Annotated in this window: 26 protein-coding genes; 12 read left to right on the forward strand and 14 right to left on the reverse strand. The window is 69.8% G+C overall.

All coding sequences use genetic code 11. The annotated features are described in order from the left end of the window. Positions 1–48: 48 nt before the first annotated feature. The 9 genes from LHU95_RS11385 to LHU95_RS11425 all read right to left on the reverse strand — a co-directional run bounded on the left by LHU95_RS11385 (position 49) and on the right by LHU95_RS11425 (position 7,905). Positions 49–666: a glutathione S-transferase C-terminal domain-containing protein gene (locus LHU95_RS11385; RefSeq protein WP_248711475.1), complete on the reverse strand. Its 618-nt coding sequence runs from the start codon at positions 664–666 to the stop codon at positions 49–51. Between the two features lie 73 nt (positions 667–739). Further along, positions 740–1,672 (reverse strand): ribose-phosphate pyrophosphokinase, encoded by a 933-nt coding sequence (locus LHU95_RS11390; protein WP_248711476.1) that lies wholly within the window; start codon positions 1,670–1,672, stop codon positions 740–742. Between the two features lie 82 nt (positions 1,673–1,754). Beyond that, complete coding sequence (locus tag LHU95_RS11395) at positions 1,755–2,621, reverse strand: hypothetical protein (protein ID WP_248711477.1); 867 nt, start codon at positions 2,619–2,621, stop codon at positions 1,755–1,757. A 62-nt stretch (positions 2,622–2,683) separates the two neighbouring features. After that, on the reverse strand, positions 2,684–3,418 hold the full coding sequence (gene pgeF, locus LHU95_RS11400) for a peptidoglycan editing factor PgeF (RefSeq protein ID WP_248711478.1): 735 nt from the start codon (positions 3,416–3,418) through the stop codon (positions 2,684–2,686). After that, positions 3,418–4,392, reverse strand: a complete 975-nt coding sequence (locus tag LHU95_RS11405; protein WP_248711479.1) for an SAM-dependent methyltransferase — start codon at positions 4,390–4,392, stop codon at positions 3,418–3,420. The genes pgeF and LHU95_RS11405 overlap by 1 nt, the downstream gene beginning before the upstream one ends. Then, the gene (gene lgt / locus LHU95_RS11410; RefSeq protein WP_248711480.1) at positions 4,392–5,192 is read right to left on the reverse strand and encodes a prolipoprotein diacylglyceryl transferase; all 801 of its coding nucleotides are present in this window, start codon (positions 5,190–5,192) and stop codon (positions 4,392–4,394) included. The genes LHU95_RS11405 and lgt overlap by 1 nt, the downstream gene beginning before the upstream one ends. 48 nt (positions 5,193–5,240) lie before the next feature. Next, the gene (gene mepA, locus LHU95_RS11415) at positions 5,241–6,083 is read right to left on the reverse strand and encodes a penicillin-insensitive murein endopeptidase (protein ID WP_248711481.1); all 843 of its coding nucleotides are present in this window, start codon (positions 6,081–6,083) and stop codon (positions 5,241–5,243) included. Positions 6,084–6,085: 2 nt separating this feature from the next. Next, entirely contained in the window at positions 6,086–7,498 is a 1,413-nt protein-coding gene (gene rfaE1, locus LHU95_RS11420; protein ID WP_248711482.1) for a D-glycero-beta-D-manno-heptose-7-phosphate kinase, read from the reverse strand. Between the two features lie 23 nt (positions 7,499–7,521). Beyond that, a complete protein-coding gene (locus LHU95_RS11425) occupies positions 7,522–7,905 on the reverse strand; it encodes a VOC family protein (RefSeq protein WP_248711483.1) in 384 nt (127 codons plus the stop codon). Positions 7,906–7,985: 80 nt separating this feature from the next. Between LHU95_RS11425 and LHU95_RS11430 the strand changes: the two genes are divergently transcribed. The 3 genes from LHU95_RS11430 (at position 7,986) to LHU95_RS11440 (ending at position 10,316) form a co-directional block, all read left to right on the forward strand. Then, positions 7,986–8,657: a substrate-binding domain-containing protein gene (locus LHU95_RS11430; RefSeq protein WP_248711484.1), complete on the forward strand. Its 672-nt coding sequence runs from the start codon at positions 7,986–7,988 to the stop codon at positions 8,655–8,657. Between the two features lie 80 nt (positions 8,658–8,737). Next, positions 8,738–9,076, forward strand: coding sequence for a YdhR family protein (locus LHU95_RS11435; RefSeq protein WP_248711485.1), 339 nt, complete (start codon positions 8,738–8,740; stop codon positions 9,074–9,076). A gap of 94 nt (positions 9,077–9,170) precedes the next feature. Continuing rightward, entirely contained in the window at positions 9,171–10,316 is a 1,146-nt protein-coding gene (locus LHU95_RS11440) for an aminotransferase class V-fold PLP-dependent enzyme (protein ID WP_248711486.1), read from the forward strand. A 51-nt stretch (positions 10,317–10,367) separates the two neighbouring features. Here LHU95_RS11440 and LHU95_RS11445 read toward each other — a convergent pair whose 3' ends face one another. Then, the gene (locus LHU95_RS11445; protein WP_248711487.1) at positions 10,368–11,549 is read right to left on the reverse strand and encodes an ABC transporter substrate-binding protein; all 1,182 of its coding nucleotides are present in this window, start codon (positions 11,547–11,549) and stop codon (positions 10,368–10,370) included. A 133-nt stretch (positions 11,550–11,682) separates the two neighbouring features. Between LHU95_RS11445 and LHU95_RS11450 the strand changes: the two genes are divergently transcribed. Genes LHU95_RS11450 through LHU95_RS11465 form a run of 4 tightly spaced genes read left to right on the forward strand, consistent with a single transcriptional unit; the run spans position 11,683 to position 14,813 of the window. Beyond that, the gene (locus LHU95_RS11450; RefSeq protein WP_248707086.1) at positions 11,683–12,693 is read left to right on the forward strand and encodes an NAD(P)H-quinone oxidoreductase; all 1,011 of its coding nucleotides are present in this window, start codon (positions 11,683–11,685) and stop codon (positions 12,691–12,693) included. A gap of 59 nt (positions 12,694–12,752) precedes the next feature. Further along, positions 12,753–13,661 carry a DMT family transporter gene (locus LHU95_RS11455; RefSeq protein WP_248707087.1) on the forward strand — a complete coding sequence of 303 codons (909 nt, stop codon included), beginning with the start codon at positions 12,753–12,755 and terminating at the stop codon, positions 13,659–13,661. A 4-nt stretch (positions 13,662–13,665) separates the two neighbouring features. Further along, positions 13,666–14,421, forward strand: coding sequence for an alpha/beta fold hydrolase (locus tag LHU95_RS11460; protein WP_248707088.1), 756 nt, complete (start codon positions 13,666–13,668; stop codon positions 14,419–14,421). After that, a complete protein-coding gene (locus LHU95_RS11465) occupies positions 14,418–14,813 on the forward strand; it encodes an MAPEG family protein (RefSeq protein ID WP_248707089.1) in 396 nt (131 codons plus the stop codon). The genes LHU95_RS11460 and LHU95_RS11465 overlap by 4 nt, the downstream gene beginning before the upstream one ends. On the opposite strand, the gene LHU95_RS11470 is transcribed toward LHU95_RS11465, so the two are convergent. Next, positions 14,814–15,671 carry a metallophosphoesterase gene (locus LHU95_RS11470; protein ID WP_248707090.1) on the reverse strand — a complete coding sequence of 286 codons (858 nt, stop codon included), beginning with the start codon at positions 15,669–15,671 and terminating at the stop codon, positions 14,814–14,816. A 59-nt stretch (positions 15,672–15,730) separates the two neighbouring features. Between LHU95_RS11470 and LHU95_RS11475 the strand changes: the two genes are divergently transcribed. The 4 genes from LHU95_RS11475 to LHU95_RS11485 all read left to right on the forward strand — a co-directional run bounded on the left by LHU95_RS11475 (position 15,731) and on the right by LHU95_RS11485 (position 19,025). Beyond that, positions 15,731–16,903: an FAD-binding domain-containing protein gene (locus tag LHU95_RS11475; protein ID WP_248707091.1), complete on the forward strand. Its 1,173-nt coding sequence runs from the start codon at positions 15,731–15,733 to the stop codon at positions 16,901–16,903. 156 nt (positions 16,904–17,059) lie between these two features. After that, a complete protein-coding gene (locus tag LHU95_RS23375) occupies positions 17,060–17,188 on the forward strand; it encodes a hypothetical protein (RefSeq protein ID WP_283094256.1) in 129 nt (42 codons plus the stop codon). Then, positions 17,188–17,964, forward strand: a complete 777-nt coding sequence (locus LHU95_RS11480) for a 5-bromo-4-chloroindolyl phosphate hydrolysis family protein (RefSeq protein ID WP_248707092.1) — start codon at positions 17,188–17,190, stop codon at positions 17,962–17,964. Before LHU95_RS23375 ends, LHU95_RS11480 begins: the two co-directional genes overlap by 1 nt. After that, positions 17,961–19,025 carry a toxic anion resistance protein gene (locus LHU95_RS11485; RefSeq protein WP_248707093.1) on the forward strand — a complete coding sequence of 355 codons (1,065 nt, stop codon included), beginning with the start codon at positions 17,961–17,963 and terminating at the stop codon, positions 19,023–19,025. Before LHU95_RS11480 ends, LHU95_RS11485 begins: the two co-directional genes overlap by 4 nt. Before the next feature lie 230 nt (positions 19,026–19,255). Here the strand turns inward: LHU95_RS11485 and LHU95_RS11490 are convergent, their stop codons facing one another. The 3 genes from LHU95_RS11490 to LHU95_RS11500 are packed head-to-tail and all read right to left on the reverse strand — an operon-like array spanning position 19,256 to position 22,228. After that, complete coding sequence (locus tag LHU95_RS11490) at positions 19,256–20,233, reverse strand: tripartite tricarboxylate transporter substrate binding protein (RefSeq protein ID WP_248707094.1); 978 nt, start codon at positions 20,231–20,233, stop codon at positions 19,256–19,258. A gap of 27 nt (positions 20,234–20,260) precedes the next feature. Next, the gene (locus tag LHU95_RS11495) at positions 20,261–21,763 is read right to left on the reverse strand and encodes a tripartite tricarboxylate transporter permease (protein ID WP_248707095.1); all 1,503 of its coding nucleotides are present in this window, start codon (positions 21,761–21,763) and stop codon (positions 20,261–20,263) included. Beyond that, the gene (locus LHU95_RS11500) at positions 21,764–22,228 is read right to left on the reverse strand and encodes a tripartite tricarboxylate transporter TctB family protein (RefSeq protein ID WP_248707096.1); all 465 of its coding nucleotides are present in this window, start codon (positions 22,226–22,228) and stop codon (positions 21,764–21,766) included. It abuts the gene before it with no gap. 135 nt (positions 22,229–22,363) lie between these two features. Here LHU95_RS11500 and LHU95_RS11505 point away from each other — a divergent pair, with 135 nt between their 5' ends. Continuing rightward, positions 22,364–23,203 (forward strand): nitroreductase family protein, encoded by an 840-nt coding sequence (locus tag LHU95_RS11505; RefSeq protein ID WP_248707097.1) that lies wholly within the window; start codon positions 22,364–22,366, stop codon positions 23,201–23,203. The last annotated feature ends 55 nt before the right edge of the window (positions 23,204–23,258 follow it).

Raw genomic sequence — 23,258 nt, forward strand, 5'->3', positions numbered from 1 at the left:
TCTGGTTTCCTTCTGGCTTTGCTTCGCGCGCCGGGGCGCGCTGGGGCTTCACTTGGTTTCGCGCGCCAAGGCGCGCTGCACGGCCGGCCGCGCCAGCATGGCCGCATGATGCGCGGCAAGCTTGGGCGGCAGCGTCATGCCAGCGCGCCCGCTGGCCCAGCCGGTGATGAAGAACAGTGCGCAATCGGCCACGCTGTAGCCGGATTGCATCAGCCAGGGCTGCCCGGCCAGCCGGCTCTCGACCAGCGCCAGGTAGCCCTCGGCAAGCGCCTTGCCCTGGGCGATCACGCGTGGCTCATCCTCGGCGTCCTTGGCGAAATTGCCGGGGCGGAATTGCCGGGTGAAGGCTTGCGGATGCACCGTGCCGCAGAGGTAGTCCATCCATTCCAGCGTCCGCGCCTCGGCATCGAACTCGACGGGAATGAGGCTGGACATCGGGTTCGCCTTGGCCAGCCACCAGGCGATCACCGGGAATTCCGTCAGCACCGTGCCGTCATCGCGCAGCAAGGCGGGGATCTTCGCCTTGGGATTGATGGCGAGGTATTCCGGCTTCTTGTTGGAGCCATCGCGGGTGGAGACCACCTGCGTCTCGAACGGCTTGCCGATCTCCTCCAGGATCACGTGGATGCCGATGGAGCAGGCACCTGGCGAATAGAAGAGCTTCATGGGGCGGAGCCTTTTCCTGTGTTGGTGGGCCGCTTCACCCGCCGCCCGCCAAGCGGACGACAGGACCCGACCACTAGCAGAAGAGCGACGAGACGGAGCGTTCCTCGCTGATGCGCCGCATCGCCTCGGCCAGCAGCGGTGCGATGGGCAATTGGCGGATGTTGCGCGCCCCCTGCACGGCAGGTGTCGCCGCGATGCTGTCGGTGACGATCATCATCTCGATGGGTGATTTCCCCACGCGCTCGACCGCAGCACCCGAGAAGACGCCGTGCGTCACATAGACGCTGGCGGATTTGGCACCGTTCTTCATCAGCGCCTCGGCCGCGTTGCAATGCGTGCCGCCGCTGTCGATGATGTCATCCACGATGATGCAATGCCGCCCGGCCACATCGCCGATCACGTTCATCACCTCGGAGACGCCCGCCTGGGGGCGGCGCTTGTCAATGATGGCGAGGTCCGTGTGCAATTGCTGCGCGATGGCGCGCGCGCGCACCACGCCGCCCACGTCGGGGCTGACCACCATCAATTCACGGCCCTTGAAACGCTCGGCGATGTCTCGCGCGAACAGTGGCGCCGCGTAGAGGTTATCCACCGGAATATCAAAGAAGCCCTGGATCTGCCCCGCATGCAGATCCATCGTCAGCACGCGGTCCGCACCGGCCTGGGTGATCAGATTGGCCACCAGCTTGGCCGAGATGGGCGAGCGTGGGCTGCTTTTGCGGTCCTGCCGGGCATAGCCGAAATAGGGCACCACGGCCGTCACCCGCCGCGCCGAGGAGCGGCGCAGCGCATCCAGCGTGATCAGCAATTCCATCAGGTGGTCATTGGCCGGGTAGCTGGTGGACTGGATGACGAAGACATCCTCGCCCCGGATGTTTTCATGAATTTCGACGAAGATCTCCATATCCGCGAAGCGGCGGATGGAGGCGTTGGTCAGCGGAATGCCGATCTTGTCGGCCACGGCTTGCGCCAGGGGCAGGTTGCTGTTGCACGCGACGATCTTCATCGGGCCATGTCACCCCTGTTGGCTGGCGAGGCAGCGATAGCCGCACATCGGCGCGCTGTAAACTTCACGAGACGCAAGCCGCTCATCCGGGGGAGGTGGCATTGCGGATGATGGTCTGCACACCCCCCGCCGCTTCTTCCGCCGCGGCATAGGCGATATCGCCCCAGGCGCGCGACAGCGCGCCCGTCGGAATCTCGTTCAATTGCAGGACGCGGCCCAGTTCATACCCATCGCGCCGCGAGACGATCCATTGGATTTCCACGCGCTGCAGCCCAGGCCCGGCCGCGACGACACTGACCTCGGCCGTCACGGCGAAGGACGCGCCATCCGCGACGTCCTGCACGACATAGCCGCGATTGCCGAGGAACTCCCGCAGGCGCGCGGTCAGCGCCATATTCCCATCGCCCGGCGCGCCGCGCACCGGGATCAGCCGCAGGCGCGGCGGTCCGGCCTGGATCGCCGCCGGATCGGCCGAGGCACGGGCCGCCTGGACCGAGAGCAGCATCTGCGTGACGCGCGGGCTGGCCTGTTGGGCTACGGCTTGCAGGGTGGGCGTGCTCGCCTCGGCCCAGGCGCGTGCGGGCACGGGCGGCCCCGCGACGGCGCCCTGCTCCTGCCCATCGGCATTGGTGATGACGTAGCGCGGGATGACGATGGCGCCGGTATTCTGCGCCGTGATGATCAGGCGCCAGTCCAGCGGCAGCGGCGTGGCCGTGGCCGTGGCCGGGACATCCACGGCTTGCAGCGCCTCGCTTACCGCCTCGGCGTAGCGAAGGGCGGCGTCATCGGTCAGCAGCGCCTCGGGCGGGGGCGGGATGGCGAGGCGCACGGCCAGCGGGATGCGCAAGCCCCCCGCCAGCCCGCCCGGATTGCCGCGATGCGGCTGCGGAAAACCGCCACAGGCTGAGAGCGCCAGAAGCGCCGCCAGCGCGGCCCTACGCGAAAACACAGGAAACCATCATCGTCACGATGAAGAGCAGGATGAACATGATGAGATAGGGCATGCGCGCCTCATAGCATGATGGCGGAGAGTTGGTGACCAAGCGGCCCGCCCCCGGCCAGGGTGCGCCGGCGGTGGCTGAAGAACCGGGCTTCGTCGGCCAGCGTATCGGCCCCCAGGGCCGCGCCGCGCACGCCCGCCGCCAGCAGCCGCGCCTTGCAATAGCCGGCCAGGTCAAACTGGAAATGCGCGGAATCCTTGCCGGGGGTGAAAAAACGCGGGTCATCCACCGCGTCGCGCAGATCGGCCCGCACCTCGTAGCTGGCCTGGGCGATGCAGGGACCCACCACCGCGCTGATCGCGCCGCGGCTGGCGCCCAGGGCTTCCATCGCGGCGATGGTCGCTTCCAGCACGCCGGTCACCGCACCCTTCCAGCCGGCATGCGCCGCGCCGACCACGCCGGCCTGCGCATCATGGAACAGCACGGGGGCGCAATCGGCCGTGACGATGCCAAGGGCGATGCCGGGTGCGCGCGTGACCATGGCATCGGCCTCGGGCAGGGCATCCCAGGCCGGGCCGGCCTCCACCACCGTCGCGCCATGCACCTGGCGCAGGGCGCGCAGCGCCGTGGGGGCCGCGCCAAGTGCCATGGCCGCGCGGGCGCGATTCTCGGCGACGGCGGCCGCGTCATCCTCGCTGCGCAGCCCGCAATTCAGGGCGGCATAGGCACCGGTGGAAACGCCGCCGCGCCGCGTGAAGAAACCATGCCGCGCCGCGAGGCCTGCATGGGTGAGAAACTCGGCCATCAGGCATCGAATCCGGCTGGGGTGGGGAGTGCAGGGTGCGCGATGCACAGCGCCTTGAACAGCCGCCCCATGCCCTCGGGCGCCACAAGCCGCTGTGCCGCACCCAGGATGCTGCCAGCCTGGGCGGGCGCGCTCTGCGCCAGCATCGCGCTGCGCGCCATGAGGCCGAGGCGTTGCAGAAAAACCCCCATGGGCAGCGGGCCATGGCTGGCCGCCCCCGCCGCGCGCCCGGCGGCAGCGAGGGCCGCGAAATCCACATGGGCGGTGATGTCAGCGAGGCCAGGTGCGGCCAGCGGGTCGCAGGGCGCATTGTCGCGCAGGGCCTGGAGCGTATCGCCGAAGCCGCTTTCGGCCGGGCCGTAATCCAGCGCCAGCAAGGCGCCGCCCTGTGCCGCGAGGCGCGCGGCCAGCAGGGCCATGGTGGCGCGGGCGGCTTCGCTCACCTCGCGGATGCTGCCTTCGGGGGCCGCCTCGGCGTGGTCGCTGGGCTGCTCCATGAAGGCGCCTTCCGCCACGAAGCGTTCCCGCCAGCCATCGGCGCGCCGGATGAACTGGCGGATGGGCAGGGCATCGAAGAACTCATTGGCGAGGATGATGGCCGGGCCAGGCGGCAGCGCCCCGGCCGCACCGTGCCAGCCGGCCACGCGCGGACCGAGTTTTCCCGCCTGGGCCTGCCGCAGCGCCGCCGAGGTCTCGACCAGATGCAGCTCCAGCGCGCGGCCGAATTCCGGCATCATCTGGTCCACCGCCCGCAGCGCATCGGCCATCAGCGTGCCGCGCCCGGGGCCCAGTTCGGCCAGGATCACGCGGCTTGGCGCGCCCATGTTCTGCCAGGTGACCGCGGCCCAGAGGCCCAGGCATTCGCCGAAGGCCTGGCTCATTTCAGGTGCCGTGGTGAAATCCCGGCCGATGCCTTCGCCTTGCGCGTAATAGGCGGCGGCGGCCTCGGCCATGAAGGCGTCCAGGCGCTGCATCAGGCGCGGCGTGCGCGCCAGATCAGCCAGGCGCCGGCCAGCACCATCGGCAGGCTCAGCAATTGCCCCATGGTCGCGCCCCCTCCTGGTCCAAGGGCCAGCAGGAAGCCCAGATGCGCATCCGGCTCGCGGAAGAACTCGCCCAGCAGCCGCGCCACGCCATAGCCCGCCAGCAGCGCGCCGGTCAGCAGGCCGGTGCGCGCGCGATTGGCCGGATTGCTCCAGAGGATCAGCATGAGCGCGAACAGGGCGAGGCCCTCCAGCCCGGCCTGGTAAAGCTGGCTCGGGTGGCGGGGGATCTGCAGGCGGTCGGTCGGGAAGACCATGGCCCAGGGCACATCGGCCGCCCGGCCCCAAAGCTCGCCATTGATGAAATTGGCCAGCCGCCCGAAGAACAGGCCGATGGGCACCACCACGGCCACGCGGTCCCCCAGCACCAGCGGGTTCAGCTTCTGGCTGCGGCAAAACAGCAGGGTGGCGATGATCACGCCCAGCGCGCCGCCATGGAAGGCCATGCCGCCCTGCCAGACCATCAGCGCTTCCAGCGGGTGAAACAGGTAATGCCCGGGCCGGTAGAACAGCACATAGCCCAGCCGCCCGCCCAGGATGATGCCGAGCGTGGCCCAGGTGATGTAGTCATCCACCTGCGCGGGTGTGGCGGCCTGCGGCGGTGCTGCGGCCAGCCGCCGCAGCAGGCGCCAGCCCAGCACGATGCCGGCGATATAGGCCAGCGCATACCAGCGAATGGCGATCGGGCCGATCTGGATGGCGACGGGATCAATCTGCGGAAATTCGAACATGGCGCGATGGGTAGCCCGGCTGGCGGGCCAAGTCACCGGCTCAGCCCGTCACGGCAGCCGCAGCAGCGCCGTGCAGGCGGCGGGCAGGGCAGGGGGCGGGCCCGGCGGACGGGGGCGCGGGGGTGGGCGCCTCGCCTCATCCGAGAGCCACCATTCCAGGCTCGCGTCGCAGCCATCGCCGGCCGGGATCGGGTTGGCCTCCCGGCAATCGGGCGAGCCCTGGGGGCAGCGGATGCGGATATGCATGTGGCTGTCATGCCCGCGCCAGGGCCGGACGCGGTGCAGCCAGCCCTCGCCGCGATGCATCGCGCACAGGCTGCGCTTGATGCCGTGATTGACCAGGACGAGGTGCACGCCGGGGCTTTCGGCGGCCAGGCGGATCAGCCGGGCATGCGCCGGCGTGAAGCGCGCATTCACCCCGGTCTGGTCGGGCAGGACGAGGCTGGGCGGGTCAATCTCTTCCCGCGCGGCGCGGCTCATGGCGGGCTTGGGCGTCAGGTCCAGCCAGATATCCACATCCAGGCCGCTCTGGTGGCTCGCATGCATGTTGGGCATGGGCCCGCCGCGCGGCTGCGCCAGATCGCCGATCCAGAGGTCGGGGTTGCCCATTGCGCGGGAGCGCTGCGCGAGATCGCGCGTGAAGCGGATCAGGTCCGGATGGCCCCAATGCCGGTTCCGGGACAGCCGCACGGCCTGGTAGCCCGGGCCTTCCGGCGGGAGTTGCGCAGCGCCCGCGATGCAGCCGAGCACGGTGCTGCCGATGACCCGCGCCGGACCCGGTGTCGGGGTGCCGAGCGTGGCCCAGGGTGTCATGGGCTGCGCCTGGGCCGTGGGGACCTGGGCGATGGGGGCCAGCAACAGCAGGGCGAGCAGCCGCAATATCAGCGCCACCCTCATCTTCCCTTGGCCAGGATGCCGCTGGTCGAGCGCCCGGGCAGCAACTCCAGCAGCACCGTCCGCCCGCCCCAGGAGGCGACTTCCGGCGCGCCCACCACCTGGTCCAGCGTGTAGTCGCTGCCCTTGAACAGCCGGTCCGGCCGCAGCGCCTGGATCGCTTCCAGGGGCGTGTCCTGCGGGAAGGCGATCACGGCATCCACGCTGGCCAGCGCCGCGATCACGGCGGCGCGGTCCTCCAGCGGATTGACCGGCCGTGGCGCGCCCTTCAGCCGCGTGACCGAGGCATCATCATTCAGCGCCACCACAAGGCGGTCGCATTCGGCGCGTGCGGCGCGCAGCATGCGGGTGTGCCCGGCATGGAGAATATCGAAGCAGCCATTGGCGAAGCCGACGCGCAGCCCCTGGTCATGCCAGGATTGCACCAGGCGTTGCGCGGCCGGCCAGCTCAGGATTTCACCCGTGGCACCCTCCTGCTCCCGCAGCGCATGATCCAGTTCGGCGGCCGAGCATGTGGCGGTGCCGAGCTTGCCCACCACCACCCCCGCCGCCGCATTGGCCGCGCGCATCGCCCCCTCCAGGCTGAGCCCGGCCGCGACCCCCAGCGCAAGGGTTGCGATCACGGTATCGCCGGCGCCCGAGACGTCGAACACCTCGCGCGCCATGGCGGGCACGGTGATGGCGGGGACATCGCGGCGGACCAGCATCATTCCCTTTTCGCTGCGGGTGGCCAGCACCGCGCCCACGGCCACGCTGGCCAGGACCTTGCGGGCCGCGGCCTCGCACTCCGCATCGCTGCCGACGGGCAGGCCCGTGGCCTCGGCCAGTTCATTGGCGTTGGGTGTCAGGCAGGTGGCCCCGGCATAGCGGCTGAAATCCCGCCCCTTGGGGTCGGCCAGCACCGGAATGCCGCGGGCCAACGCGGCCTCGATGGCGGCGGCCAGCACGGGTGGCGTCAGCACGCCCTTGCCGTAATCGGAGAGGATCAGCGCATCCGCCCCCTCCAGCAGGGCACCAAGGCGCGTGGCGATGGCCTGGGCCTCCATGGCGTCGGCTTCGCGGCGGATCTCCTCATCCACCCGCACCACCTGCTGGCGGGCGGCGATGACGCGCAGCTTCACCGTGGTGCGCCGCGCCGTGCTGCGCAGCAGATGCCCCGCATCGCCGAGCAGAGCCGCGATCTCGTTGGCCTCGGCATCCTCGCCGACCAGGCCGATCAGGCTGGCCATCCCGCCGAGGGCCAGGATGTTGCGCGCGACATTGCCGGCCCCGCCCGCCATGGATTGCGTGCGGCTGAGCCGCACCACCGGCACGGGCGCCTCGGGCGAGAGCCGGCTCGCCTCGCCATAGAGGAAGCGGTCCAGCATGACATCGCCGAGGCAGATGATCCGGCGTCCGGAAAGATCGAGCATGGCGGGCTTTTAGGCCCAGGCCACTAAACCGGGAAGCGTTCCAGAATCTCGATCGAGATATTCTCCGGCCCGCGGATGAAACAGATGCGAATCCCCGGGCGCGGCTCATTCGGCTCCATCGTGAAATGCACGCCCTTGGCCTTCAGTCGCGCCACATAGGCATCCAGACCCGTGACGGAGAAGCCGAAATGGTCAATGCCGAGATAGGGCGCGGAAGGGGCGGGGGCCGCGTCCTTGCCCTCGGGCAGCAGGAAGATATTGACCCCGCCCAGCTTGAGGTCGAAGCGCGGCAGTCCCTGCTGCATGGAGCGGATCACCTCGGCCCCCAGCATCTCCTCGAACCAGAGGGCGGTGGCCTCGGGGCTCGGGCAGCGCAGGTGGATATGGTCGAAGGTCAGGGCTGACATGGGGGAATCCTCAAGGTTGCGGGGCGGAGGGTAGAGGAGTTTCCGCGGGTGGGTAGAGTGGCCGCCTTCAGGAGAATCCCGTGCCCCAACCCTTGCGCATCATGTCCACCCTGGCCGTCATGGCCCTGCTGCGGGAATGGCTGCCCGGGGCGGGCATGCCGGCGGAGGTGGAGTTCAACCCGACCGCCCGCCTGCTGGCCCGCATCGCGGAGGGCGAGCGCGCGGATATCGCCATCCTCACCGAGGCAGGTGTCGAGGGGCTGGCGGCCAGCGGCGTCCTGGCGGCGGGCACGCGGGTGGATGTGGCGCGCTCGGCCATCGGCCTCGCCGTGCCGCGTGGCGCGCCGCACCCCGAGATCGGCAGCGTGGCGAGCCTGCGCGCCGCGCTGCTGGCGGCGCCCAGCCTGGTTTATTCCCGCGCCGGGGCCAGCGGCATCTTCTTCGCGGAACTGATCGAGCGCCTGGGCATCGCGGATGCGGTGAACGCCAAGGCCACCATCATTCCGCAGGGCTTCACGGCCGAGGTGGCGGCACGGGGGGAGGCGGCCCTGGCCATCCAGCAGGTCAGTGAACTCATGGCGGTGGAGGGGGTGGAGATCGTGGGCAAGCTGCCCGAGGGCGCCAATACCTACGCAGTGTTCTCCGCCGCCCGCTTCGCCACGGCCCGCCCCGAGGCCCCCCTGCTGCTGGAGCGCCTGGCCCAGGCCATGACGCCCGAGCGCCTCGCCAGGCACGGGCTCGATCCGGCCTGAGGGTCCTGGCGGCCAGCTTTTGCTTGCATGGGGGCCGGGGGAATCGCATCGTTCCACCCAACCACAGGGAGGAAGCCGCCATGGCCCAATGCATCGTCATCGTGCAATTCGATCTGCCCAAGCGCAGCGCGGAGCAGGCCGTGAAGGGCGCCACCGCCACGGCGCCCATCTACCGCGAGCTGGCCGCGAAAGGGTTGATCCGCAAGGATTACCTGAATGGCGAGGCCGGCACCGGCGGCGTCTATCTCTGGGCCAGCGAGGCCGCGGCGCAAGCCTGGTTCACCGAGGAGCGGATGGCCCAGCTGACCGAGCGCTTCGGCGCGCGGCCCCGCCTCACGTGGTATGACACCCATGTCACGGTGGACAATGTGAGCGGCGAGACGCGGGTGAATGGCCGGGTGGCCGAACCGGCCGAGTGAGGCGGCGCCCCCGCTTGGTTGATCACCCCCGCTTGGTTGATCACCGGGGCGGCCCGGCGCAAGCTCCCTCCGGACTGATTCTGGGAAGAACGCCATGCTCGCCTGCCAGCGCGATGCCTTCGACATCCCGCGCGATGTCGCTTACCTCAACGCGGCCTCCTGGAGCCCGCTGCCCCGCGCCGTGCAGGAAGCGGGGCAGGCCGGCATCGCGCTCAAGGCGCGCCCCTGGGGCATCACGGCCGAGCATATGTCCGGGCAATTTGCCCGCGCCCGCAGCGCGGCTGCCCGGTTGATTGGTGCAGCGCCCGAGGATGTGGCGCTGATCCCCTCCATCTCCTACGGCGTGGCGGTGGCCGGGCGCATCCTGCCGGTGCCGGCGGGCAGCCGCGTGCTGGTGCTGGGCGATGATCATTCCTCGCCCGTGCTGGAATGGGTGCAGCATGCGCCCAAGGGCGGCTACACCGTGGAGACCGTGGCCCGCCCGGCCGATGGCGACTGGACGGCGGCCGTGCTGGCGGCCATCGCACGGCCCGGGGCGGCGCCGCTGGCGCTGGTCTCCATTTCCTCGGTGCATTGGGCGGATGGGGGGCTGCTGGACCTGGACGCCATCGCGGTGGCGCAGCGCGCGGCCGGCGCCATGCTGCTGGTGGATGCCACCCACCATGCCGGCGTGCTGCCGCTGGATGTGGTGGCGCTGGACCCCGATGTGCTGATCTTCCCCACCTATAAATGGGTGCTGGGGCCGTATGGGCGCGCCTTTCTCTATGTCGCCAGGCGCTGGCAGGGCGGGGTGCCGCTGGAGCAGACCGGCGCCTCCCGCCGCCGCGTCTCCTCGGAAGCGACGCCCTATATGGCCGATCTTGGCTTCACCGAGGGTGCGAAGCGCTTCGACATGGGCGAGCGTGATCATATCATCGGCCTGGAAATGGCGACCGTCGGCATGGAGATGATGGCCGAATGGGGCACTGCGGCCATCACCGCGCGGCTTGGCTGGCTGACCGGCTTGCTGGCCGAGGGCCTGGCGGGCAGCGGGGTGGAATTGCCGGCACCCGGCATTCGCGCGCCGCATGTGTTGAGCCTGGGCTTCCCAGGCGGCATGCGCCCCGGCCTGATCGAGGCGCTGGCGGAGCGGCAGGTGCATGTCGCCCCCCGGCTGGGGCGCCTGCGCATCAGCCCGCATGTCTATAACGACGAGGCTGATGTGGCGGCCTTCGTGCAGGCGTTCCGCGCGCTGGCCTGAGGGCTGTCCCCCGCTTCATCACGGGGCCAGCCCCGTTCAGACCTGGGCCATTCAGACCGGGGCCATGGCCGCGGCCTCGGCCGGAAACACCGCAACGGGCCGCCCTGCCTGCCACTGCATGAGCACCGGCCGGGCGCGGCTATTCTGGCCCCGGTCATCCAGCCGGAACCCCCAGCCATTGGGCAGCAGCCCCTCGGCCTGGTCCAGGGCCGCCAGGCCGGCGCGCAGCGCCACGCGTTCGAAATTCGGCTGCGCCAGGATCACCTGCGCCCCGGCATAGGCGGCAAGCGAGAGGCCTGAGCGGGGCGCGCTGCCCCAGCGCCGCTGATACGCCTCGGCGAAGGGGCGCGCCCCCACGGCCCAGCGTTCCGCCGTTTCGATGGGCGGCACGTCCAGGGCGAAGCAGGCATCCAGCGCCGGGCCAATGGCGCGCGCGAGATCCGCGAGGCCCCAGGCGAGCCCGGCGCCGATCACGGCCGCCGGGCGCCAGGCGGCATCCTGCATGGCGCGGAACAGCCCCACCGCATCGCCCTCGGCCGCCGCATGGATCAGCACATTCACGCCAGCGGCGCGCAGGCGCTGCACGGTCGCCGGCATTTCTGGCGTGCGCGCGGCATGGGGCAGGCGCTCCGCCACCACGAGGCCGGCCTCGCGCAGCCGCGCCTCCAGGCTCATCGCGATGGCTTCGAGCGAGGCGCTGGCCTCATGCAGGATCGCGATGCGCAGGCCATCCGCCGGCTGGCCCATATGGTTGGGCAGGAAACGCGTCAGGGCGGCGGCGCCGAGTTGGCCGTAATCCGCGGCACTCGGCGCGGTGCGGATGAAATGGCGCGCCCCCCGCTCGGTCAGCGTATCGGCGGCGGCGGCAAGCTCCACATAGCTGCTCTCCAGCGATTCGGCGGCCTGGGAGGCGGCAAGGCCGATCGGGGCCGAGACGCTGCCGAACAGCAGCGCCACGCGCTCCTGCTGGATCAGGCGCCGCGCCTCGGTCAGGGCCTGGCCGGCCTCGGTCACATCGGCGCGAATCAGGCGCAGCGGGCGGCCGCCGGCGGCGTTGCGCTCGGCGATGGCGAGTTCCAGGCCGCGTGCCGCCTCATCGCCGAGCAGGGCGCTGGCGCCGGAGAGCGGAAACAAGCCACCCAGCCGCCATTCGGCGTTGCCCGTCTGGGCCAGCGCCGGGGCGGCAAGCAGGCTGCCGAGCAGCGCGCGGCGGCGAAGGTGGCGGCGATTCATCAAGGCGACTCAGTCTCCGCCGCATCGGCCTGTGATGCAATCAGCGCGGCATGGCAATTCCACCCGAAATCGCCGCGCTTGACCTGCGGCGCGCGGGCGCGGAACTTGCGGCCCGAACAGGGAGGCGCCCGCCATGAGCCAGAGCATGATCCATATCGCCCATGGCACGGGCGGCACGCCCGAGGTGATGGTGATCGCCAGCGGGCCGCGCCCCGTGCCGGCCGCCGATGAGGTGCTGATCCGCGTCGCCGCCGTGGGGGTCAACCGGCCTGATGTGCTGCAACGCTCCGGCGCCTATCCGCCGCCGCCCGGCGCCTCGCCCATCCTGGGCCTGGAATGCGCGGGCGAGGTGGTGGAAGTCGGCGCCGGCGTCACGGGCTACAAGCCGGGCGACCAGGTCTGCGCGCTGACCAATGGCGGCGCCTATGCCGAATACTGCACGGCGCCCGAGGCGCAGACGCTGCCCTGGCCCAAGGGCTTCGACGCGCTGCGCGCCGCCGCCCTGGCGGAGACCTTCTTCACCGTCTGGGCGAATCTCTTTGGCACGTCGCACGCGCTGGGCGGCCGGCTTGCGGCGGGTGAGACGGTGCTGATCCATGGCGGCTCCTCGGGCATCGGCGTGACGGCCATCCAGCTCGCCAAGGCTTTCGGCGCGCATGTCATCACCACCGTGGGCACCGAGGCGAAATGCAAGGCCGTGCTGGGCTTCGGCGCCGATCACGCGATCAACTACCGCGAGCATGACTTCGCCGAGGAGGTGAAGCGCATCACGGAAGGCAAGGGCGTGGATGTCGTGCTCGATATGGTGGGCGCCCCCTATTTCGGGCGGAACCTGCGCAGCCTGCGCATGGATGGGCGCCTCGTGCTGATCGCATTCCTGGGCGGCGAAATGGCGGCCAATCTCGATCTGCGCCCGATCATGCTGAAGCGCCTGACTGTCACGGGCAGCACCATGCGCCCGCGCAGCACGGCCCAGAAGGGCGAGATCGCCATGGCCCTGCGCGAGAAGGTCTGGCCGCTGCTGGAGGCGGGCAAATGCCTGCCGCATCTCCATGCGACCTTCCCGCTGGCCGAGGCCGCGGCGGCCCATGCGCTGATGGAAAGCAGCCAGCATATCGGCAAGATCATGCTCACGGTGGCGTAGGGCGTGCGCCGCAAAGGTGGCGGCGCCAGCGCAAGGAAGCATGGCCTGCAAGGGGCCGGATGATGGGCCGTGATGCCGGGCCACCGCCGGCCGGCCTGTCCCAGGCCAAGGCGCTGCAACTTCTCCTGCTTTCGGTCGTGCTGTTCGGCGGCGTCTGGCCGGTGACCAAATTCGCCTTCCAGCACGCCACACCGCTCTGGTTCGGCTTTTCGCGCGCCGCATTGGCGGCACTCTCGTCGGCCGTGCTGCTGGGCGTGCTGGGGCGGCTGCGTTGGCCGCGGCGCAGCGATTGGCCTGGCATGGGGGCGATCGGCCTGTTGCAGATCGGCGCCTTCTTCGCGCTGGTGCATGTCGCGCTCTCCCTTGTGCCGGCCGGACGGACGGCGATCCTGGGCAATGTCACCATCTTCTGGCTGGTGCCGCTTTCGGTGCTGGTGCTGGGGGAGCGCGTCTCGCGGCAGCGCTGGGTGGCGGCGGGGCTCGGCCTTGCGGGGGTGGGAGTGATGATGAGCCCCTGGGGGATGGACTGGTCGGCGCCGGGGGCGATTTTCGGCCATTCGCTGCTGCTGCTGGCCTCGCTCTGCTGGAGCCTCGCCATCCTTCTGACCCGGCTCTACCCGCCCCGCGCGCCGATCGTGGAGCTGATCCCCTGGATGTTCCTGCTGGGCGCCCTGCTGATCCTGCCACTGGCCCTCTGGCGGGAGCCGCTTTCGGCCGGGGGGGGCATCGGGCCCGGCGCCTGGCTCATCGCGGGCTTCATTGGCCTGGTCGCGGCCCCCATCGGCACCTGGGCGACGGTGGAGGCGGGGCGGCATCTGAATGCCGTGGTCGCTTCGGTGGGGTTCCTGATGGTGCCGCTGGTCGGGCTGGCACTGGCCACCACATGGCTGGGCGAACCGCTGGGCTGGGACCTGATCCTGGGCGGCGCCCTTGTGGTATTGAGCGTCATCGTGGCGGCAAGGGGGTAGGGCATTGCGCCTGAACGTGATCGAGATGGGCGAGGGCAGCCCGGTTGTGCTGCTGCACGGGCTGTTCGGCGCCGCGCGCAATTGGGGCGGCATCCAGAAGCGCCTGGCGCAACGCAACCGCGTGCTGGCGCCCGATCTGCGCAACCATGGCGAGAGCGACCACGCCACCGCCATGGACTATCCCAGCATGGCCGAGGATGTGGCGGAGGTGATGGCGCGCCGGGGCATCGCACCCGCCGCCGTGCTCGGCCATTCCATGGGCGGCAAGGTGGCCATGGCGCTGGCCTTGCGCCACCCGCAGATGGTCTCTCGCCTCGTCGTCGCCGATATCGCGCCGCTGCGCTATCCGCCGGCGCTGCGTGGCTATGTGGCCGCCATGCGCGGATTGGCGCTGACCCAGGGCCTGACCCGGCGTGAGGCGGATGCAGCGCTGGAGGCTGCGATCCCCGAAGCCGGCATTCGCGCCTTCCTGCTGCAATCGCTGGATTTCGGCGGCGATGCGCCGGCGTGGAAGCTGGGCCTCGCCGAAATCGCCGCCGCGATGCCGGTCATCGAGGATTTCCCGCTGGCCGGCCGCTGCGAAGCCCCCACCCTGGTGTTGGCGGGTGAACGCAGCAGCTATATCCGGCCCGAGCATCATGCGCTGTTTCGCGCGCTGTTCCCCGCCGCGCGCTTCGCCACGGTGGAGCGCGCCGGGCATTGGCTGCATGCTGACAACCCCAACGCCTTCCTGGCCCTGCTGGAGCCTTTCCTCGCATGACCTCCTTGCCCATTACTTCCTTCTACGCGGCGTTTTTCGGGCTTTTGCTCATGGCGCTCTCCATCCAGGTGATCCGTGCCCGGGTGGCCACCCGTGTCGCGATCGGCCTCGGCGATGATATCCGCCTGCTGCGGGCCAGCCGCGCGCAGGGCAATTTCGTCGAATACGCGCCGATGGTCCTGCTGCTGTTGCTGCTGCTCGAAGCCTCGGGCGCGGGGCCGTTCCAGCTGCACGCGCTGGGGGGGCTCGCTTTGGCCGGCCGCGTCGCGCATGCCATGGGCATTTCCCGCGAGCCCGAGAATCTGAAGCTGCGCCAGGTCGGCATGGCGTTGACCTTCACCGTGCTCGGCCTTTCGCCCCTGCTGCTGCTGGCGCGGATCGCCTTCGGCTAATCAACCGCCGAGCGTGACCTCGACGATTTCCGGCGGCACGCCAAAACGCACCGGCACGACCGAGGTGCCAAGCCCGCCCGAGACGATCAGGTCCCGCCCGCGCTCCGTCACCCGGCCATAGCGGAAGCGGTTGCCGTAGCGCGAGGCGGGCCGGGGCGAAGCGCCCAGGATCCGCAATTGCCCGCCATGCGTATGGCCGGCGAGGGTGAGGGCGACGCGGCCCGGCATCTCGGCGAAGATATCGGGCTCGTGCGCCAGCAGGATCACGGGCGCGTCATCGGTCAGCGCGGCCAGCGTGCCCGGCAGGTCATCCGCGCCGCGGCCGCGAAAGGCGATCTGGCTGTCCAGCCCGGCCAGCCAGAAGCCCTGGCCGAAGCGCCGCACCTGGTTCTGCATGGGGGTGATGCCGTGCCGGCCCAGGGCGGCGAGCCATTCCGGCTGCCCGGATTGCCGGGCCATGGCGGCGCCATCCTCCCACCAGTCATGATTGCCGGCGATGGCAAAGACGCCCAGCGGCGCGCGCAGGCCGCCCAGGATGCTGGCCACCTCATCCGGCGCATAGGGCTTGCGCACCAGCCGGCTGAAGGGGCCGTAATCGCCCAGAAGGACGGTCATATCGGCCGAAAGCGCATTGGCGGTGGCAACGATGCCCGCCACGCGGGACAGCCCCATCAGCGGCGCGCCGCTGTGCAGATCCGCGAGGACGGCGATCCGCAGCTTCAACCCCCTGGGCCAGTCACGCGGGGTCAGCGCGTAGCGGGTGATGTCGGGGGCGGCAAAGGGCTCGATGCCCAGGCCATAGGCGGCACCCGTGGCGCCCAGAAGGCCGGTGGCGAGAAGGCTGCGGCGCAGGATCATGCGCAGCCCATAGCATGTTTGGCTTGCGCCCGCCCGGATCATGGCCAACTGCCGCTGCGATGATCGTCGCACCCAACCGTGCCGCCGCCCTGGCGCGCCTCGCTGAATTCGCCCCGCATATGGGGCGCGACTATGCGCAGGGCCGCAACAGCGATGGCGGACCGGGCGCGCGCTGCGTCTCGGCCCTTTCGGCGCATCTGCGCCACCGCTTGATCACCGAGAGCGAGGTGATCGGCACGGCGCTCGCGCGGCACGGCGCGGCGGCGGCGGAGAAATTCATCCAGGAGGTGTTCTGGCGCAGCTATTGGAAGGGCTCGCTCGAACTCCGGCCGCAGATGTGGCGCGATTATCGCCGCGCGGTGGAGCTGGCGCCGCAGCCGCGCGCGCTCAGGACGGCCATGGCGGGTGAGACGGGCATCGCCTGCTTTGACGCCTGGGTGCGGGAACTGACGGAGACGGGCTGGCTGCACAACCATGCGCGGATGTGGTTCGCCAGCATCTGGATCTTCACCCTGCGCCTGCCCTGGGCGTTGGGCGCGGAATTCTTCCTCCAGCATCTGGCCGATGCGGATGCGGCCTCCAACACGCTCTCCTGGCGGTGGGTGGCGGGCATCCAGACGCCCGGCAAGCATTACCTGGCGCGGGCTGAGAACATCGCCCGCTTCACCCATGGCCGCTTCGACCCGCGCGGCCAGTTGAACGAAACGGCGGCCCCGCTGGACGAAGCGCCGCCCCCCGCCGCGGGGCGGCTGCCCCTGGCCGACCCATCGCCCGGCGGCCGCGTCGGCTTGCTGCTGCATGAGGATGACCTGGGCTTCTGGCCCGAGGGCTGCGAGGTGGTGGCCGTCGGCGCGCTGGTCTCCCCCGCCGAGCGCAGCAGTTTCGGCCTCGGCCAGGTCGCGCGCGCATTCACCGCCGGCGCCATCACCGATGCGCTGGATCGCGCGGGGGCGCGCATCGGCCAGGCGCCGTCACGCGTGGCCCTGGAGGGCGTGGCGCGTTGGGCGCGCTCGGGGGGGCTGACGCGGCTGGTCACCCCCTGGGCGCCGGTCGGCTGGGGGCGGGCGGCGCTGGAAGACGCGGCAGCACTTTGCGCGGCCGAGGGGATTACGCTGCATCGCCTCCGCCGCCCCTGGGATGAGGCCTGCTGGCCGCTGGCACAGCGTGGCTTCTTCCCGTTCAAGGCGCAGATCCCGCGCCTCATCGCCGAGTTGCAGCCGCTGCCGCCTTGATGCGCCCGGCCTTGATGTGCTGGCCTTGATCCGCTGGCCTGGCGCGGCGGGTCCCTGGGTCATGCTGGCATACGCAACCCCTGGAATTGCGCTGCCGGGGCGCCTGGAAGCGCGCGAAGCCTTGCACTGGCGGGCGTGGATGGCGATGTTGGGGGCATGGATCGCAACAGCCTCTCGCCGAACCGCCTGCTGACCACCGTGCCGCTGCCGCTGCGCGTCATGGTGGGGCTTGGTCTCCTGGCGCTTTGCGCCTGGCTTCCGGCGGCGATCGCGCTGTTCCGTTGATGGCGGGCTGGACCGAGCAGAAGCGCGCCTGGAAGCAGCAAGCGCGCGAGGTGGCGTCGCGCCCCGTCTTTGGCTGGCGCGTCTGGCTGCTGCCGATGTTCTTCTGGCCGCTGATGCTGGACCTGCCGGTGGAGATCATTCGCGGCAATCCCAAGCATCTGGTGGGCGCGATGCTCGGGCTCGGGCTCTCCTGGTATGGCGCCTCGCTGATGGCGCGCGGGCGGCGGCGGCAGGGGGCCAAGCTGTTCGGGGTCGCGGCCGGGTTGGCGGCGGGGCTGGCCGCCGGCATCACGCCGCCCATCGCCGTGGCGTTGGGCTTCGGTGCCTGGTTCGGCGTCCGGCTGCTGACGGATGATCTGCCCGAAGCGGTCCCGGAAGCCCCGCCCGAGCCGGTGCAAGCCCCGACCAAGCCTGATCTGCTGGATGGCCCGCGCGCGCAACTGGCGCGCATCGCCGGGGCGGCGCCAACCCTGCCGCTGGGCACGCTGCTGCTGGAAGCGGCCGGCGCGATGCAGGGCGTCGTCGAGGATCTGGAGGCCCGCCCCGCCCGGCTGCATGAGGCGCGGCGTTTCCTGGCCGTGCATCTCGATGGCCTCTCGCGCATTGTGGATCGGTTGGAAGCGGGTGCGGCCCCCCCGGGGACGCTGCCCAGCCTGCTGACCGACCTTGCCGCCTCCGCCCGCAAGCTGCGCAGCGAACTTCGCGTGGCCGAAAGCGAGGCCCTTGATATCCAGGTAAAGGTGCTGGCCGAGCGGCTGCGCCAGGAGGAAACATGAGCGAGTTGCAGCCGATCCGCGAAGAGGAGGTCACCCGCCTCGCGAACGCGATTGACCTGAAGGACCCCGGCACCATCCTGCGCTTCGGTGCCGCCGCGCAAAGCCGCGCCCAGGCCGCGGCCGACGCCATGCTGGAAGGGGCGCAGAACCGCGAGACGGGGGAGGCGGGGCAGACCCTTTCCTCCATGCTCTCGGCGCTGCGCGGCTTTGACGTGACGGGCCTGGCCGAGAAGCGCGGCTTCTTTCAGCGCATCTTCAACAAGGCGGGCAGCGAAGCGACGGCGATCGTCCAACGCTATGAGGGCGTGCGCGACCAGGTGCAGGTGATCGGCGACAAGCTGGACCAGCACCGCACCAAGCTGTTGGAGGATGTGGAACGGCTGGAGCGCCTCTACACCGCGACCCTCGACTGGTTCCACGCCCTGGCCGACCATATCGAAGCCGGCGAGCGCGTGCTGAAGCACACCGATGCGGTGGTCATCCCGGCCCTGGTCGAAGCCGCGACAGTGGAGGGCGACCCCCTCGCCCCGCAGGCGCTGCGTGACGGACGCGCCTCGCGCGATGAGCTGGAGCGGCGCGTGCATGACCTGCGGCTGACGCGCCAGGTGGCGATGCAGGCGCTGCCCTCGATCCGGCTCATCCAGGAAAACGACAAGGCGCTCTCGGCCAAGATCCAGTCGGTGCTGGCCAATACCGTGCCGCTCTGGTCCCAGCAGCTGGCGCAGGCGCTGGCCATCCATCGCATGCGTGAGGCCGGGCAGGCGGTGAAGGCCGCAACCGACCTGACGAACAAGCTGCTGGTCGCCAATGCCGAGACGCTGCGCACCGGCAATGCCGAAGCGCGCCGCGAACTGGAACGCGGGACTTTCGACATGGACGCCATCAAGCAGGCGAATGCCGCGCTGGTGGGCACCATCGAGGACAGCCTGCGCATCGCCGATGAGGCGCGCGTGCAGCGCCGCACGGCGGAAGCGGAGCTGGCGAAGTGCGAGCAGGATATCCGCCGCGCGCTGAGTGCCGCCAAGGCGAGGGAAGAAGCCGGGCCGCCGGCGCGGAGCTGAGGGGCGGGTCTCTTGAGAGGGGCATTGCCCCTCTCAAACTCTCCCCACCAAAGGCCGGGGGCCTTTGGAAACCGTGAATGGGGCTTTTTGGGTGAGGGGCATCGCTTTCCCACCAGCCGACGACGCCCCTCTCCCAACAATCCCCTTACTCCTGGGGTTCACGGGGCCTTGGCCCCTGGTGGAGGGAGGTCTGGAGGGAGGCAAAGCCTCCCTCCAGGGCGCACCCCGCCTCAGCTGCGCGCCAGCCCGGCCGCCTTCATCGCATCACCCAGCGAGGCATCGGCGGCGGCCAGGTGCCGGCCGAAGCCTTCCGCATCCGCGTAGCTCATGCCGAAGCCGCGGTTGTTCATGAACTCCACATATTCCGGCGAGCGGAAGACGCGGCCCAGCGCCCCGTTCATCGCCGTGTGCACCTCGGCCGGAAGGTTCATCGGCCCCGCGATGCCGCGCCAGGCGCCGGTCGCGTAGTCGATGTTCATGGCTTCCTTCAGCGTCGGGATATTGGGGAAGACGCTGAGGCGCTCGTTGGACATGACGGCCAGGGCCCGGGCGCGGTTGGCGTCCAGCATCGCGCGGGCTTCCACCACCGAATTGGTCGTGAAGTCGAGGCCACCCGCCGCCAAATCCTGCATGGCAGGGGCCGCGCCGTTCGATGGCACCCAGCGCACATGGGCGGCCGGCAGGCCCATCGCCATCAGCCAGCCGGCCAGCGCCAGGTGCCAGATGCCGCCCTGGCCGGTGCCGCTGGATTTGAGCTGGCCCGGGCGGCTCGCGCGGATCGCATCGGCCAGTTGGCGGACGTTCTGGTAGGGCGAATTGACGTTCACCTGGATGCCCGGCGGGTCGTTGTTCATGAGGCCGAGCGGCGTGTAGTTGCGGAAGGTGAGTTCGGTCAGCCCCTGCCAGTGCAGCATGCAGATCTCGGCGGTGATCATGCCCAGCGTGTAGCCATCGGGCGCGGCCGAGGCGATGGCCGCATGGCCCACGACGCCCGAGCCACCGGTGCGGTTGATGACGTTGAAGGGCTGGCCGAGTTCCTTCTCCAGCAGGTTCGCGATGATGCGCACCACCGCATCCGTGCCGCCGCCCGCGGCCCAGGGGCACAGGAGTTGCACGGGCCGTACGGGCCAGCGGGCCTGGGCAAAGGCGGGTGCGGCGATGAGGGCGGTGCCGCCGCCAAGAAGCAGGCGGCGTGAGGTTGTGTTCATGGTGTTTCTCCCTTGCTTGTTGTTGGTTCAGCCAGCCACGCGACGGCGTGACCGGGACACGCGCATCCAGATCCAGGCGGCCAGCGGCCAGAGCAGCGCGCTGATGCTGAGGGCCGCGAGGAAGGAGGAGACGGGCCGCTCGAAAAAGGGCAGCACATCGCCATCGGATTTGATCAGGCTGGTGACGAAATTCTGCTCCAGCATGCTGCCCATCACGATGCCGAGCACGAGGGCGGCCACGGGGTAGCCGTTCTTCTCCATGACGAAGCCGAGGATGCCAAAAACCCCCACCAGCAGCACGGCGAACAGGTTGTTGCCCGTGGCGAAGGAGCCGACGGCGCAGAGCAGCAGGATCACCGGCATCACCGCCGAACGCGGCGCGCGCAGTACCGTGGAGGCCAGGCGGATCATGATGATGCCCAACGGGATCATGATCAGATTGGCCAGGATGAAGATGATGTAGAGCGCGTACATGCTCGAAGCGCGCTCGGTAAACAGCGTCGGCCCCGGGTTCAGCCCCTTCATGTAGAGCACGCCGATGGCAATCGCCGTGATGGTATCGCCCGGGATTCCAAACAGCAGCGAAGGCACCCAGCCCGAGGCGAGGGAGGCATTGTTGGAAGCGCCCGCCTCCACCAGGCCTTCGGGGTGGCCCGTGCCGAATTTCTCCGGCTCCTTCGAGAATTTCTTGCTCATGGCGTAGCTGACCCAGGCCGCCATATCCGCACCCGCCCCGGGCAGCACGCCGATGATGATGCCGACGAAATTGCCCCGCCACATCGGCCATTGGTATTTCTTGGTCAGCCCCCATTGGTTCGCCAGGATGGAGCCGAATTTTCGCTTCGGCAGCTTGGGGGGCTCGGCACTCGCCATCGCGCGCATCACCTCGCTGACGGCAAAGACGCCGACCAGCGCGGGGATCGGCTCGATGCCACCCAGCAGATCCGGAATGCCGAAGGTGAAGCGCGGCGTGCCGGCCGGATTTTCCATCCCGATGCAGGCAATCAGCAGCCCCAGCAGCATCGAGGCGATGGCCTTGATGGGCGAGGAGCGCGCCACCAGTGTCGCGCACATCAACCCCAGCAGCGCCAGCCAGAAATACTCATAGGTCGAGAAGGAGAGCGCGACCTCCGCCAGCGCGGGGGCCAGCAGCATGAGCGAGATGGTGCCGACAATGCCGCCAATGGCGCTGAACCAGAGGCCGGCGCCCAGCGCCAATTCCGCCTGGCCCTTGCGCGTCATCGCATAGGCCTCGTCCGTATAGGCGGCCGAGGCGGGTGTGCCGGGAATGCGCAGCAGTGCGCCCGGGATATCGCCCGAAAAGATCGCCATGGCGGAGGCCGTGATGATCGTGGCGATGGCCGCGATGGGCGAGAGCCAGAAGGTGACGGGCACCAGCAGCGCCGTCGCCATTGTGGCGGAAAGCCCGGGCAGGGAACCCACGACGAGGCCATAGACGGCGGAGGCGAAGATGGCGATCAGCACATCCGTCGCCATGACGAGGCGGAAGCCTTCGAGGAGAGGCTCCATCTACCAGGGTGCCGGGATCAGCCCCTCGGGCAGCGGCACCCGAAGCAGCTTGTAGAAAGCCAGATGCACCAGCAGCGGGGCCACGACCGCGACCGGGATGGCGATGGCCAGGCGCGAGCCCAGCGCCAGCCCCGCCACCAGCACCATGATCGCAGCCGTCAGCAGGAAGCCCAGCGGCTCCGAGGCGAGGGCGTAGAACAGCAGCAGCGCGGGCGGGATCAGCACCCCGCTGGCGCCAAGGCGTGGCTTGGGTCCTTCCTCGGCTTCCTCGGGCGGCTCGAAACTCTGGCCGATGCCGAGCGCGATCAGCGCGCCGCAGCCCATCAGGCCAAAGCCGATCACCATGGGAAAGGCGGCGGGGCCCACATCCTGCCCGGGCACCGCTGGCAGGCGCGAGCCGAACCAGGCCGCCGCCGCGCCCAATGCCATCAGCCCGCCGCCGGTGATCCGGTCGGTTACCAGCACGTTTTGCTCCCAGAAACTCTTTCGGGGAGTGTTGCGGGCTTTGCGATGGAGCGCCAGCGGAAATCCGTGATGCCTTGTTGCATGCCCGGTTCGAGGCCACTTTCCTGCCCAGACACTTTGCTGAAGGTATTGCCCATGGATATTTCCACCCCCCAAAGCCCGACCAGGCAGGAAGCGCTGGCCCTGCGCTATGGCGCTTCCGCCGTGCCCGCCGCCGGGCCCTGGAACGCGCATATCGACCTGCTGCTCTCGCACCGCTCGGTGCGCGGCTACCGGCCCGATGCGCTGCCGGCCGGCACGCTGGAGACGCTGATCGCTGCGGCCCAATCCGCCGCGACAAGCTCCAATCTGCAGACCTGGTCGGTCATCTCGGTGAACAATCCGGAAAGCCGCGCGCTGATGATGAAGGTGGCGGGCAACCAGAAGCACATCGTGCAATGCCCGCTCTTCCTCGTCTGGCTCGCCGATCTCTCGCGCAATGAACGCCTGGGTGCCGAGGAAGGTGTGGAGATGCCGACCATCCCCTACCTGGAGAGCTACCTCGTCGCCGCCATCGATGCGGCGCTGGCCGCGCAGAACGCTGTGGTGGCCGCCGAATCCCTGGGCCTCTCGACCGTCTATATCGGCGCGCTGCGCAATGATCCGGAGGCTGTCGCCAAGTGCCTGGGCCTGCCGCCCGGTGTCATGGGCGTGTTTGGCCTGTGCGTCGGCTATGCGGCACCCGACACGGTGAGCGAGGTGAAGCCGCGCCTCTCCCAGGCGGCCATCCTCTCGCACGAGACCTATGGCAATCCGGAGGAGCCGAAGCTGCGTGCGGCCTATGACGCCGAGATGAAGGCCTTCTCCGAGCGCAACGGCATGGGGGCGGAGAATTGGTCCGGCCGCGTCATCCAGCGCATGGGCAAGCTCTCCGCCATGGGCGGGCGGGACAAGCTGACCAGCGTGTTGCGCGCGCTGGGCTTCCCACTGAAGTAGTCTGGACAGGTCCGGACAATTGGCGAAAGCTCCTCCCCAACAGAATTGGGGAGGA

The sequence above is a fragment of the Sediminicoccus sp. KRV36 genome, from assembly GCF_023243115.1.
In the GTDB taxonomy this organism is placed as follows: domain Bacteria; phylum Pseudomonadota; class Alphaproteobacteria; order Acetobacterales; family Acetobacteraceae; genus Roseococcus.

What these genes read in the sequence shown, in the direction of transcription:
- LHU95_RS11385 (WP_248711475.1), bottom strand. Translation starts at nt 666, where the DNA reads ATGAAGCTCTTCTATTCGCCAGGTGCCTGCTCCATCGGCATCCACGTG.
- LHU95_RS11390 (WP_248711476.1), bottom strand. Translation starts at nt 1,672, where the DNA reads ATGAAGATCGTCGCGTGCAACAGCAACCTGCCCCTGGCGCAAGCCGTG.
- pgeF (WP_248711478.1), bottom strand. Translation starts at nt 3,418, where the DNA reads ATGGCCGAGTTTCTCACCCATGCAGGCCTCGCGGCGCGGCATGGTTTC.
- LHU95_RS11405 (WP_248711479.1), bottom strand. Translation starts at nt 4,392, where the DNA reads ATGCAGCGCCTGGACGCCTTCATGGCCGAGGCCGCCGCCGCCTATTAC.
- lgt (WP_248711480.1), bottom strand. Translation starts at nt 5,192, where the DNA reads ATGTTCGAATTTCCGCAGATTGATCCCGTCGCCATCCAGATCGGCCCG.
- rfaE1 (WP_248711482.1), bottom strand. Translation starts at nt 7,498, where the DNA reads ATGCTCGATCTTTCCGGACGCCGGATCATCTGCCTCGGCGATGTCATG.
- LHU95_RS11425 (WP_248711483.1), bottom strand. Translation starts at nt 7,905, where the DNA reads ATGTCAGCCCTGACCTTCGACCATATCCACCTGCGCTGCCCGAGCCCC.
- LHU95_RS11435 (WP_248711485.1), top strand. Translation starts at nt 8,738, where the DNA reads ATGGCCCAATGCATCGTCATCGTGCAATTCGATCTGCCCAAGCGCAGC.
- LHU95_RS11440 (WP_248711486.1), top strand. Translation starts at nt 9,171, where the DNA reads ATGCTCGCCTGCCAGCGCGATGCCTTCGACATCCCGCGCGATGTCGCT.
- LHU95_RS11445 (WP_248711487.1), bottom strand. Translation starts at nt 11,549, where the DNA reads ATGAATCGCCGCCACCTTCGCCGCCGCGCGCTGCTCGGCAGCCTGCTT.
- LHU95_RS11450 (WP_248707086.1), top strand. Translation starts at nt 11,683, where the DNA reads ATGAGCCAGAGCATGATCCATATCGCCCATGGCACGGGCGGCACGCCC.
- LHU95_RS11455 (WP_248707087.1), top strand. Translation starts at nt 12,753, where the DNA reads ATGATGGGCCGTGATGCCGGGCCACCGCCGGCCGGCCTGTCCCAGGCC.
- LHU95_RS11465 (WP_248707089.1), top strand. Translation starts at nt 14,418, where the DNA reads ATGACCTCCTTGCCCATTACTTCCTTCTACGCGGCGTTTTTCGGGCTT.
- LHU95_RS11470 (WP_248707090.1), bottom strand. Translation starts at nt 15,671, where the DNA reads ATGATCCTGCGCCGCAGCCTTCTCGCCACCGGCCTTCTGGGCGCCACG.
- LHU95_RS11475 (WP_248707091.1), top strand. Translation starts at nt 15,731, where the DNA reads ATGATCGTCGCACCCAACCGTGCCGCCGCCCTGGCGCGCCTCGCTGAA.
- LHU95_RS23375 (WP_283094256.1), top strand. Translation starts at nt 17,060, where the DNA reads ATGGATCGCAACAGCCTCTCGCCGAACCGCCTGCTGACCACCGTGCCG.
- LHU95_RS11480 (WP_248707092.1), top strand. Translation starts at nt 17,188, where the DNA reads ATGGCGGGCTGGACCGAGCAGAAGCGCGCCTGGAAGCAGCAAGCGCGC.
- LHU95_RS11485 (WP_248707093.1), top strand. Translation starts at nt 17,961, where the DNA reads ATGAGCGAGTTGCAGCCGATCCGCGAAGAGGAGGTCACCCGCCTCGCG.
- LHU95_RS11490 (WP_248707094.1), bottom strand. Translation starts at nt 20,233, where the DNA reads ATGAACACAACCTCACGCCGCCTGCTTCTTGGCGGCGGCACCGCCCTC.
- LHU95_RS11495 (WP_248707095.1), bottom strand. Translation starts at nt 21,763, where the DNA reads ATGGAGCCTCTCCTCGAAGGCTTCCGCCTCGTCATGGCGACGGATGTG.
- LHU95_RS11505 (WP_248707097.1), top strand. Translation starts at nt 22,364, where the DNA reads ATGGATATTTCCACCCCCCAAAGCCCGACCAGGCAGGAAGCGCTGGCC.